The organism is Erythrobacter sp. JB2-19 (assembly GCF_057365005.1).
In genome coordinates this window covers 1,778,684-1,790,710 of the sequence record NZ_CP200290.1, presented here as the reverse complement: position 1 = coordinate 1,790,710, position 12,027 = coordinate 1,778,684, and the positions used below count along the sequence as shown (strand labels likewise).

Annotated in this window: 9 protein-coding genes; 5 read left to right on the top strand and 4 right to left on the bottom strand. The window is 55.2% G+C overall.

The genetic code is table 11. From position 1 onward, the window contains the following. Positions 1–61: 61 nt before the first annotated feature. The 5 genes from AC0V6O_RS08485 (at position 62) to AC0V6O_RS08465 (ending at position 4,855) form a co-directional block, all read left to right on the top strand. On the top strand, positions 62–304 hold the full coding sequence (locus tag AC0V6O_RS08485) for a hypothetical protein (protein ID WP_486143197.1): 243 nt from the start codon (positions 62–64) through the stop codon (positions 302–304). Further along, positions 301–726 carry a glutathione S-transferase family protein gene (locus tag AC0V6O_RS08480; RefSeq protein ID WP_486143195.1) on the top strand — a complete coding sequence of 142 codons (426 nt, stop codon included), beginning with the start codon at positions 301–303 and terminating at the stop codon, positions 724–726. Before AC0V6O_RS08485 ends, AC0V6O_RS08480 begins: the two co-directional genes overlap by 4 nt. A gap of 6 nt (positions 727–732) precedes the next feature. Further along, the gene (locus tag AC0V6O_RS08475; protein ID WP_486145564.1) at positions 733–927 is read left to right on the top strand and encodes a hypothetical protein; all 195 of its coding nucleotides are present in this window, start codon (positions 733–735) and stop codon (positions 925–927) included. A gap of 34 nt (positions 928–961) precedes the next feature. After that, positions 962–2,050 (top strand): DUF2855 family protein, encoded by a 1,089-nt coding sequence (locus tag AC0V6O_RS08470; protein ID WP_486143193.1) that lies wholly within the window; start codon positions 962–964, stop codon positions 2,048–2,050. Between the two features lie 144 nt (positions 2,051–2,194). Beyond that, positions 2,195–4,855, top strand: a complete 2,661-nt coding sequence (locus AC0V6O_RS08465; RefSeq protein ID WP_486143191.1) for a DEAD/DEAH box helicase family protein — start codon at positions 2,195–2,197, stop codon at positions 4,853–4,855. 978 nt (positions 4,856–5,833) lie between these two features. Here the strand turns inward: AC0V6O_RS08465 and AC0V6O_RS08460 are convergent. From AC0V6O_RS08460 to AC0V6O_RS08445, 4 genes are all read right to left on the bottom strand, one after another. Further along, positions 5,834–7,600, bottom strand: coding sequence for an N-acyl-D-amino-acid deacylase family protein (locus AC0V6O_RS08460; RefSeq protein ID WP_486143189.1), 1,767 nt, complete (start codon positions 7,598–7,600; stop codon positions 5,834–5,836). A 75-nt stretch (positions 7,601–7,675) separates the two neighbouring features. Continuing rightward, entirely contained in the window at positions 7,676–9,145 is a 1,470-nt protein-coding gene (locus AC0V6O_RS08455) for an MFS transporter (protein WP_486143187.1), read from the bottom strand. A 17-nt stretch (positions 9,146–9,162) separates the two neighbouring features. Further along, entirely contained in the window at positions 9,163–10,005 is an 843-nt protein-coding gene (locus tag AC0V6O_RS08450; RefSeq protein WP_486143185.1) for an alpha/beta fold hydrolase, read from the bottom strand. Positions 10,006–10,142: 137 nt separating this feature from the next. Then, on the bottom strand, positions 10,143–11,885 hold the full coding sequence (locus AC0V6O_RS08445; protein ID WP_486143183.1) for a PHA/PHB synthase family protein: 1,743 nt from the start codon (positions 11,883–11,885) through the stop codon (positions 10,143–10,145). Between the last annotated feature and the right edge of the window lie 142 nt (positions 11,886–12,027).

Below are 12,027 nucleotides of genomic sequence, written 5' to 3'. Positions count from 1 at the left end.
GCATGGTTGGGTCAAATTTGAGTATACTGAGAAGTATGAACGCCTGTTAAAGCAGGAAATCATGCCAGATATCGCAGCTAAGGCGGGTTCTGGCTTCTTGGGCCATGAGATATTGCGGCGGGATTTGAGCACGGAGTCGGAATTCACCACGATCTTGCGCTTCAATGACGAAGAAGCGATCAAGAAGCTCGTTGGACCGGATGCAACGGCCGCTCATATTCCCAGTTCTGCACGTGAACTTCTTCATCGATGGGACGAGCGGGCTGTGCACCTGTTTCAAGTCGAGTGCGTAGAAATCGAATGACGGCGCAGGTTCACATTTTTGGAACTGTCATTTCGACTTACACGCGGATCGTAGAGATCACGTGTGAAGAGGCTGACCTGTCGCATGAAGTCACCCCGACGCCTGCGAAAAGCCCGCAAAACCGCCATCCATTCGGCAAAATCCCGGTGGTTGAGATCGATGGGCTAGAGCTGATTGAGAGTGTGGCTATCGCGCAATATCTCGACAATGGGCATAATGGCGGCGCTCTTCAGCCTGCCGATCCGGCGGCACGAGCGGTGATGGATAAATGGGTCGCAGTCGCCAATAACTACCTGTTTCCACTGTTTGAAAATGGTCTTGTGATGCCGTGGATCATGCACCGTTATGCCGGACATCCCCTGGATCAGGCAAAGATTGAGCGAGCGCTTCCTCAGATCAGCCGGGCGCTTGGTTTTCTATAAGCGGAGATCGACAAGGATGGTGCCTGGACCGGCGAGCCATTCGATCTGGCTGATGTGTTTCTGTACCCCATACTGCGCGGTTTGGAGATGACCCCGCAAGGTGCGGTAGGCATTGAGCAATGCGATGGCCTCCAGCAGTGGATGCGCATGTGCGAAAAGCGTCCCTCAATCGCCTCAACGCGGTGGGAAAGCGAGCCGTGATCGTCTAGCATGCTGCGTAAAGAGGAGATCAGTCATGACAGTCCAACAAGTCCACGTTCGCAAGGATGAACTCACCAACGCCGCTCTTGTTGAGGTCGACAATGAAGAGCTTGCCAGCGGCGCAGTTCGGCTCGAAATTGAGAGCTTCTCTGTCACGGCCAACAACATCACCTATGCGGTGGTCGGCGACGGCTTTGGGTATTGGAATTTCTTCCCCGCACCCGAGGGCAGCGGCATTGTACCAATGTGGGGACATGCAAAAGTCATTGAGAGCAATTCTGAGGATTTTGCAGTGGGCGAGCGGGTCTATGGATACCTGCCAATGGCAACGCACCTCGACGTGATCCCGGGCAATGTGTCGGCCGGAAGCTTCATCGACACCACCGATTATCGCCAGCCAATGAGCCCAGTTTACAATCAATACTCGCGTCTCGCCGCAGATCCGGAGCATGACGCGAGCAAAGAGGCGGAACGGATGATCTATGGCCCGCTGTTCAAAACGGGCTTCATCATCGACTATTTCATGCGCAACAATGAATGGTTCGGGGCTGAACAGGTGATCCTGACCAGCGCATCGTCAAAGACGGCCATGGGCCTTGCCAGTGTCGCGCAGCAGAACTCTCCAAATGTGAAACGCGTCGGTTTGACGTCGCCTGGCAATGTCGAATTTGTTGAGAGTACCGGTCTGTACGACAAGGTCTGCTCCTATGATGAGGTGGCCATGCTCAGCCTGCTGCCAGCGGTCGTGGTGGATTTTGCCGGCAACGCGGGACTGCTCGCAAAGATTCACGAGCATTTTTCTGACGCGCTTAAATACTCATGTCTGGTCGGGGCGACCCATATTGAGGAACGCGGCGAGGGCGGAATGCGCGCAGAACGCGGGCTGCCCGGGCCGAAGCCGACTTTGTTCTTTGCCCCGGATCATTTCGTATCGTTCTTTAAAGAACATGGTCCAGCCGAAGGGGGGATGATGATCGCCAAGACATGGCACGGCTTCCTCGGCGCAGTGGACGGCTCGGTTCAGATCGAAAGGCATGCCGGTCTGGATACCGCGCGCACGACCTATCTGGAAATGGTGGGCGGCCATGTCGATCCAGCCAAAGGCATCGTGATCGAACCTTAGGGGTGGGTTCGCACCTGCTTTAAGGTGACGTTAGATTAATTCTGTTGGTCTGAAGTTGGGGGTGGGAGCGGACGTTTCGAGGTTCGTTGATTGCGCGCTATTTTATCGCTTTGCCTGCAGCAACTAATCTCATAGCAAACTCTCATGCTCGATCGGATGCAATTTTCAGGGGTATGGCGCGACTACCAAGCCCGCGTTCTTCGCGAGATGGAAGATCATCTCGACGATGATCGACTTCACGTCGTTGCCGCTCCCGGAGCAGGCAAGACAGTCTTGGGATTGGAGATTGTGAGATCCCCGGGCCGGCCTGCTTTGGTATTCGCCCCCAGCCTTGCCATCCGCGATCAATGGCGCGAGAGGCTTGCGCCGCTGTTCATGGCAGACTTGCCGGGACCTGCAGAAATATCGCGCGACTTGAACGATCCGAAGGCGCTCACCTTATCCACCTATCAATCGCTCGACAGCTTCCGTCGATCTGACGAACTTAGATCACTTATCGAGAACCTCAACAAAGAGGGTAGCTTCACCTTGGTCTTAGATGAGGCCCATCACTTGCGGAGAGCATGGTGGGACTGCCTCAACCGTCTGGCGAATGAACTTGAAGACGTGAAGATTGTCGCGCTCACCGCGACACCTCCATACGATGCCAGCTTTGCTGAATGGAACCGATACGAGACGCTCTGCGGTCCGATTGATCTTGAGATCGGCATCCCCGAACTTGTCAGGAACGGCGATCTGTGCCCCCATCAAGATCAGGTCATCCTCTCCGAGCCAACGGAGGATGCCCTTGAACTTTTGGACCGCCGCCGCGCCGAAGTAAGCGATCTTCAACTTGATCTGCGCGCCGACGATGACCTGCTGGATTGGCTGACAGACCACCCATGGCTGACCAATCCGCAAGAGCATGTTGAGGCCATATTCGATGCACCTGAGATGCTGTCTGCCGTCCTGATCTTACTTGGTTCAGCTGGACGACCGCTGCCGCCCAAGCCGCTGGACCTCCTAGGGGTATCAGCAAAGGAGTTGCCACTTCTGTCTTTGTTTTGGCTGGAACGCCTGCTCGATGGTTTGGTGTTTCGTCAGAAGGACGCTTTTCCTCTTGATGCTAAATCGAGGTCCAGTCTCGAAAACAGGCTACAGCGTAATGGGCTGATCGAAGGGAAACGAGTGCGGCTGGCGCATACCCGTTCAGTCTTCCGCTTGCTCGCATCAAGCCTCGGCAAGATGCAGAGCATTTGTGAGATCGCTCGCCTTGAGGAGACCGCGCTCGGTGAAAACTTACACCTCGTGGTTCTCTCCGATCACATTCGCGCCGGAGAACTTCCGAACTCACCCACTGACCCGTTTGAACCAGCAAAACTGGGTGTCATTCCGATCTTTGAGACCTTGAGGCGCGCTGGCATTTGCGAAGACTATCTCGCAGTCCTTACCGGAAGTCTGGTGCTTATTCCCAAACTTGCGGCGGAGGAGTTAGGTCGCATTGTTACGCAGTTGGGCTTGCCGAAAGATGCCATTCGGACAAAAGCCATCGATGCATGCCCCGCTCACGTTGAACTATTGGCGGCAAGTTCAGCTGATCTGACGAGGGTAGTCACCGCTCTCTTTCAGAATGGTTCAGTCCGCATATTGGTCGGGACGCAATCGCTACTGGGCCAAGGCTGGGACGCGCCTGCACTCAATTCTCTCGTGCTTGCAAGCAACACAGCCTCTTTCGTTCTCTCAAACCAGATGCGCGGACGAGCCATACGAATTGATCCAACTAACTCAGCTAAGGTATCAAACATCTGGCATCTAGCCACGATTGAGCCGTGCATGGAGGGACTTAAAGATGCCATCGCAACCTCGCTCGATTGGGGGGCGCTTAACGATCATGGTAATGCTGGATTGACTGATATCGGAACGGTCGCTCGTCGCTTCAGAGCGTTTGAATGCATCTCCAACGGGCAATCGAACCTTATCGAAAGCGGGCTGGGTAGGCTCGGTCTCGCCCCATCCAAGTCCCTAGCTGATCAGAACGACGCAACGTTTGCACTTGCACGAGAAAGGCAGCGCGTAGCTGACAAGTGGAATCACTCTCTAGGTGAAGGTGATGCGCGCTCGCATGTTCGCGAAACTGCCGCGCCCAACTACGCACCACGCTCTTTGAGTTGGAATGACACCCTCCAATCCTTGCTGTGGACCGCTTCAGGAAGCGCCGGGATGGCTTTTGCAGACCAACTGCGTGGCGTCACCTCTCTCGAAACATTAGGATTAGTGGTGCTGGGAGCAACCGGCGTAGCTACATTGGCGAGCCTGCCATCACTATTTAAAGCTGGACGCTTGCTCTGGCGAAATGGCTCCCTTGAAAACAGCCTTTCACAGGTCGCCGGGGTCGCGCTTGAAAGCCTCAACAGGTCTGGTCAGTTGGCTGGGGCGGATTATGAGAACGCAGAGTTTGAGATTAGGCCCAGTATCGATGGTCGGAAAGATATTGTGGTCACAGGCGTGAGCAGAGCGGCGGAACGTCGGATCATGATGGCGATCGCGGAAGTGTTGGGGCCGGTTCAAAATCCAAGATATGTATTGGTCAGAGAGTCGTGGCTGGGCTTGTTCGCCCGAACTGACTATCACGCAATCCCCGCAAGCATTGGAGCGCGTAAAGAGAGTGCCGAGAAGTTTGCGGAACTCTGGAAAGAACGCGTCGGGTCTTCACGCTTGGTGTTCACTCGAAGCGCTGAGGGACGCAAGGTCTTGCTGAAAGCGAGGATGCGGTCGCTTGCCGCTGGGTTCCAGCGGTCTGTTGATCGGCGCTCTGCATGGCTGTGAAGGCTAATGGGCAACATCCGCAGTTGGGTCGGGAGGTGCCTGACCGTTTTTTTGGACAAGCCTGACTAAGCTGACTGACCGCTCAGAGATCGACGACAGCGGTCATCATCAGTCAGCTCGTGGGGGTGGAAGTGGATGTTTTCCGCACCACTGCTTGAGAGTGTCCTGACGACGGACAGTCTGGTTTGGAGGCTAGGCGGACATGCATGAAATTCTTCACCTACCGTGGTTTACTATGATTAAATACATCGTGACAAACAGAAAGATGGTGAACGCTATGAGTGCGATCAACTCCAACCATCTAGACTTTCGCGACATTGCCCGCTGTCTGCCAGCGTCAAAATAGCCTTCGACACGCTCTTGAAGATGATAGAGGCATGGGCTTGTTGCTATGCGATGATCGAAGACCTGGCCTATATTGTCACCCGTTAGTATTTTAAACCGCGGGCGGTATAACGGGTCTCCGTCCTCATCGGTATATGACAGAATTTCAATTACTTCCATTGACACCAATTCACCGTAAGCAGTCGGGAATAGCCGTTTCCAGATTTCTCGACTAGCAAAACCAGCAATTACGAAAAGGACGGTGAGGCAAGCCGCTTCGGTCACCCCAAGTGTCTTCATCGCTTCCAGTGCTCGCTGAATCATGAGGTTACTTCCCGTCGCCGCGCTGCCAACGTTGTTTTAGCATATGATCTGCAACTAAGGCTATTGGTGCGCTCGCACAGTGCTTAAGTGGTTTTGTCGGATTTAATGCGCTTGTCGCTGATCGAGGCGGCGAAGGCAGGAGAACGATATTCTCAAATATCACAAATCGGCAATTCTATACCGACGGCTAAACTCGTCGCCCGTGGGTTTATGGTTATGGGCGGCAAAGCGTCTTCGGTTCCCAGTTAGTCTGCCAAATGTTCACACATGGGTCGTAAGCTGAAAGTCTGGTCCTATAAACAGTGCTCAATCAGCCGACCTCGGCCGCCCTTATTCCGCCGCCTCAGCCAGTTCGGCTCTTTGCGGGCCGCGGATGAGGCCGCCGGGTGCTTCTCCGGTCCATTTGCCCTCTCGGAAGGTCACCACGCCGTTCTTGATCGTATAGGCGTAACCATCTGCCTTTTGCAGCAGACGTTTGCCGCCAGCGGGCAGGTCAAAGGCGAGCCATGGGCGGCCCAGCTTTAGGCGCTCAATATCGATGACGTTAAGATCTGCGAGATAGCCTGGCGCGATTACGCCGCGATCTTCGAGACCATACAGCACGGCGGTGTCGCGGCATTGTCGCTTGATCGCATGCTCAAGGCTTATCTTCCCGTCGCGTTTCCGGTCTCGCACCCAATGCTGCAGCATGAAGGTGGGCGAGGCAGCATCGCAAATAGTGCCGCAATGCGCGCCGCCATCAGACAGGGAATTCACCGTGTCATCGGCCTGTTGCAGGGGCAGCAGAAAGTCGAGATTACCATCGGCATAATTCAGGATGGGCAGGTAGATGAAGCCGGTCGCATCATCGCGGCACAGCATGTCATAGGCGTATTCCTGAGGATCGACGCCTGCTGAGATTGCCCGCGCATTCACGCTGGCGTTGGCATCCGGCTCATAGTCGAAATCGGGATCCATCTCGTACTGAAGTGCCCACCCTTGGGTGATCACCATGACCACCTGGATGATGTCGGCCGGGGCCTCAGAATAGTCATTGGCCTCCGACAGAAGCTGAGCCTTGAAGGTGGGATCAAGCAGTTTTGCCTTCTGCTCGGGCCAGGCAAGATCTTTGATCTCCTGCCAGCTAGGACGGAAGGCGAAGGGGTTCACCGTCCCTTGCCACGCCATGATGATGCCATTTCCGCGCAGCGCGATCTGAGCAACGATGTTCGCGCCATTGTCGTTTTGTGCCCGCATTTCAGAGATTTGTTCTTCCAGAGGCAGCTCTTTGGCAATGGATTGCAGCGCGGCGAATGTGACCGGAATACCAGCCTCGCGGCTCAATTTCCCCATCCACTCAAACTCGTTCCAGTCTTTTTGCAGGTCGCTAGCCATCTCGAACACGGCATGGCCGCCGGCCGCCTGCGCACGTCCCATGGCACGGCCAATTGCAACAAGCTCGTCAGCCGTGGCTGTTGTGCCAGGGACAAGCTCACCATCGACGGATTTATGCAGAACCGTGCGTGAGGTGGAGAAGCCGAGCGCGCCGGCACGTACGCCTTCCTCAACGATCTTGCCCATCGCTTCAATGTCGTCATCGGTCGGGACCGCTCCGGGTTGCTCGCGGTCGCCCAACACATAAGCGCGCACTGCGCCGTGAGGCACATGTGTGCCAATATCCATGGTTCGCGGCAGCTTCTCTAGCGCATCAAGATATTCGGGGAAGGTCTCCCAATCCCATGTAATGCCCTCAGCCAGAGCCGTGCCGGGAATGTCCTCCACTCCTTCCATCAGGCTGATCAGCCATTCGTGTCGATCTGGCTTGGCGGGCGCAAAGCCAACTCCGCAATTGCCCATGACGGCGGTGGTGACACCGTGCCAGCTAGATGGTGCCATTTCCTGGTCCCATGTGGCCTGACCATCATAGTGGGTATGGATGTCGACAAAGCCGGGTGTAACGATTTGTCCGCTGGCGTCGATCTCTTCCGCGGCGTCACCGTGAATGTCGCCAACTTGCACGATGATACCGTCGCGGACTGCCACATCGCCTGCGAAGCTTTCAGCCCCGGTGCCATCGACAATAGTGCCGCCCCTGATGATCAGATCGAATGCTGGCATGGTTCTCTCTCCTCTATGGAGAACGAAAGTGTCTCAAGTGCAGAGCTATGTCCAGTGCATCATGGCATGATTAGCTTAGGTTCGATGCGGCATCCTGACGAATAGCAACGCAGCCAATCCGGCGGAGAATAGCAAGCAAATGGAGGCCATTCCGATCCTCTGGTCGTTGAAAGCGGTGGTAAATATCTCGACCAGCAACGGTCCCATCCAAACAGTAATCGTTCCTGCAATCGCGTAAAGTCCGAAAAACTCGCCACTGCGGCCCGGCGGGGCCAATGTTACGAGCATCGCGCGGCTCGAAGAAATACTGGCAGTGGCCATGACCGCTACGATGCTGACGAGAGACAGATAGGCCAGGTCCGAGAGTGACTGGAAGACCAAACCATCCCACACCTGATAGTTCGCGATCGACCCAAAGAGCAGGCTTTCTTGCGTGACGGAGAGCTGAAGCGAAAAGGCCAGCACCATGCCCAGAATTTCGATGATCAGCGCGTTCTTCACACCAACCTTCCCGTCTAACCAGCCCCCGAAAATTCCACCAAGGAAGGCCCAGGCTGATGCGAATATCGCAAAGCAGAGCATTTCGAGGAAACCCCAATCGAGGAACAACGCGACGTAAACGGCGCTCAATGCCAGCAGTGCTGCCATGCCATCCTGATAGAACATGCGAGCGATTAGGAACTTCGCGAGATCCGGATATTTGGTCGCTTCACGCACGGTCTTCAGGACAGCTTGAGACCCCGTGATAACGGCAATTCGCCAGCTTGCGCCAACTACACCGGGATCCTTGGCATGAAGGAAAAACGGGATGGAAAAGACTGCGAGCCAAACCGCGCAGATGGGCCCAACTATCCTGGCATGATCGAAGCTGGAAAGGTCAAAACCGAATTGCGGCTTGAGGAATGGCCATTGGATTGCGCCGGGCAGAATGAACAATACGGCGATGGCAAGGAAGATAAGCACCGCCGCCAAATTACCGAGGCCCAAGCCAAGACCGGAAATCATAGAAAGTCGCTGTGGCTCACCCGCGACCGAGAGCATCGCATTATGGGTGACCTCAGAATAGGTATAACTAACATAGGCGATCACCAGCAGCATCATGATCGCCCATACGGGCAGGCCAGTGCCGCCGGGCTGAGCGAACCAGAGCAAGGCGGAGCAGACCACTATTGTGCCCAGTGAGAGCGCGAGTACCGGTTTCAGCCGTCCTCCACGATCCAGCGCGGCGCCCAGAAAGGGAGCGGTCAAAGCGGCGATTAATCCAGCCCATTTGGTAACCGAAGCGATGGTCGCCTGACCTTGAGCGTTCGCCGTTTGCCGCGCGGTTTGTGGATCGAGGCTGTCCAATTCCCCGCTTGCGAGCAGGTCCGCGCCGATAATATCTCGCGCGAAATAGGGTGCAAAAATGTAGATGACGATCAGGATGTAATACGGGTTGCGCGCCCACTCAAAGACAGCCCAGGCAAACCCGGTTCGACTTAACGCGCCCCCTTCACCGTGAGCAGGGCGGCCAGGAATTGTCGGGGCAGGGTCAGACGCTTGCATAGCTTCGATCCTGACAGTTAAGCTGCTTGCGCTTCTAGCTCTTCATCAGTTTCTGGCGGATCTAAAAAATCACGAATTGCCGCCACGCTTTCATCCTTGTGGCTGAGCAGGAACAGATGCCCTCCGCCTTTCATCACGACCAGTTCAGAATTGGGAATCAGGCTGGCCAGGAATTTGCCATTGGTCAGCGGAACGATGGCATCATCGTCGCCCATCATGATCAGTGTGTCCTTCTTCATGAAGGGCAGGGCAGGCGCACTCGTCCAACCGAGCATACACAGCAGTTGATACATGTACCCGCGAGGCGACGGCGGGGTGAGGCGCGACATATGGCCGGATTTACCCGGACCCGCGCCTAGGCCTTGACCATACAGTGTTTCAAAGTTCTTCTGCATGAAAGCAGGATCGATATAACGGCGCGGATTGGCCATCTTCGTCAGTGCTTTTGGGCTGCCGGGCATCATTAGCATACCTGCACTGGTCGCGATCAACACGAGACGGCGAGTGCGGCCAGGATGCTGAATGGCAAAATGCTGAGCCATACCGCCGCCCCAGCTGATGCCCATCACATCGACCAGATCGACGCCCAGTTGATCGAGCAGCTTTGAGGCCGTCCAAGACATCGTCCACGGGGTGTAAGGAACAAGCGGATCAGGCGATCCGCCAATGCCGGGCATGTCGAACATGATAAAGGCGCGCTCTGGCAAAGCAGCGGCCAGTGGCGCAACCGCTTCGATATTCGCGCCAATGCCGTTGAAGAACAGGACGGGCGGATGCTCCGATGCCCTATCCAGCCGCCACGTAGCGACGCGCAGGGAGCGACCGCCTACATCACGCAGGCCGATTACGGCGTCCTTCATTGCGTCGTCTTTCGAGGCCCGGTCCAAGCTCTATTCCCTTCAATATGGCTGACGCGGCATTCATCGATCCCTCATGAACACCGCCTCAATTGCAATTTTTTGCAGCCCCCATGCTTTCGCTAAAGGCGCCTTGGGCGTTACACCTCTTCCACTACGTACAGACCAGGGGCCGCGTCCAGCGGCTTGTACTTTGTGCTCCCCAGCTTTTGCGGTGCAGCTTTAGTCTTACCAGAGCGTTTCTGAACCCACTCCATCCAATACGGCCACCAGCTGCCTTTGACCTCTTCGGTCCCTTGCAGCCATTCATCTGCAGTCGGTGGCAGCTTACCCTTCTTCTTTTGAATGAAGTACTTGGCCTTGGGATTGCCTGGTGGGTTCAGGATCGCTTGCATATGGCCTGACTGGCTCAGGACATAGGTCACATCCTTGGATCCAAACAGTTCGGTGGAGCGATATGTCGCCTTCCAAGGGGTGATGTGGTCTGTGACCCCGCCCAGAATGAACATGTCAGATTTGACCTTGAACAGATCGACCTTGTGATCGGCCATCTCAACTTCACCCTGTTTGGTGAAGGCAAGTGTTTCAAACAATGTGAGGAAGTCAGCCATCAGACTACCTGAAAGGTTGGTTGCATCCGCATTCCAGAACAGCACATCAAAGGCTGGCGGATCCATGCCAAGTAGGTAATTGTTGATTACATAGTTCCAGATCAAGTCATTCGGGCGTAGCCAGGCAAAGCCGCGGGCGAGGTCATCCGCCTTGATAATGCCCGCCTTTTCCGCGCGTTTGCGGGCCAGTGCCATGCCGTTTTCAGATACGAGCGACGCCGCCTCCACGTCCGTAGGCTTGGGGTGCAGCACGCAAACCATCAGCGTCAGTGTTCCGAGCAGATCGCTCTTTTGCGCGGCCAGTTTGGATGCCAGTACCGAGGCGGTTTGACCGCCGGAACAGCCCGCTGAAACATTTACCTTTTTAGAACCAGTGATCTGAGCCACGGCTTCCATCGCCTCTTCGCATGACCGGATGTAGTCCGCCATGCCCCACACGCCCTGTTCCTTGGTCGGATTGCGCCAGGAGATGACGAAGGTTTGGATGCCGTTATCAACCTGAAACTTCACCACGGATTTATCGGGCGACAGATCGTTGATGTACATCTTGTTGATCTGTGGCGGGATGGTCAGCTGCGGGACTTCATGCACTTCATCTGTTGTCGGGGCATAATGTACCAGTTCCATCATGTCTGTGCGCAACACGACGGAGCCCTTTGAAATTGCAATATTTTCACCAATTTTGAAGGGTCGCTTATCGACCTGGCTGACCATGCCTTTGTTATTCACGAGGTCATTATAGGCGTTTTGCAAACCCTTGATCAGCGACAGACCGCCGGAATTTATCACCTGCTTTTGCGCGATTGGATTGCCGATCAGCGAATTGGTTGGCGAAAGGCTGTCTAGGATGATGTTGGAAATGAAATTGGCGCGGTTGCGCTCCAGCTCATCAAGCTCCAACTCCTCAAGCCAGCTGCGCATTCCCTTTTGCACCGCCAGATAATATTGTGCGCCCGCTTTAAAGAATGGATTGAACTGCCAGGCGGGATCCATAAACCGTTTGTCTTTTGGGTCTGGCGCCAGCTCACTCTTGCCGGTCATGATCTTGACTACGTCTTCGCCCATGCTTTGAGCGTGCTTCATCAGGCGTTTCGGATCAGATGCGGTCTCACGCAGCAGCAAAGCGACCGCGCCGACGAAATCCTCGCGCGCCACACCAATTAACGGGCCCAACGCATTGGTCGATTGGGCTGCTTCGTTTTCGAGTTTTACGGTGCTTTCTGGCATCTCATCCCCTCTGCTGGCTTCTGCGGAGCCATTGGTATCATCCATTTACATGATTCAGCCACACTCTAACTCAATGTCTAACAGGGGCAATAGGCTGAAGTTTTTGCTGGGCAATCGCGTCCGTGAAGGGCGACTTAGAACAATCTCAACGATTTTTGGCTATTTGCCGTCCCCTAAGTGAATTTAC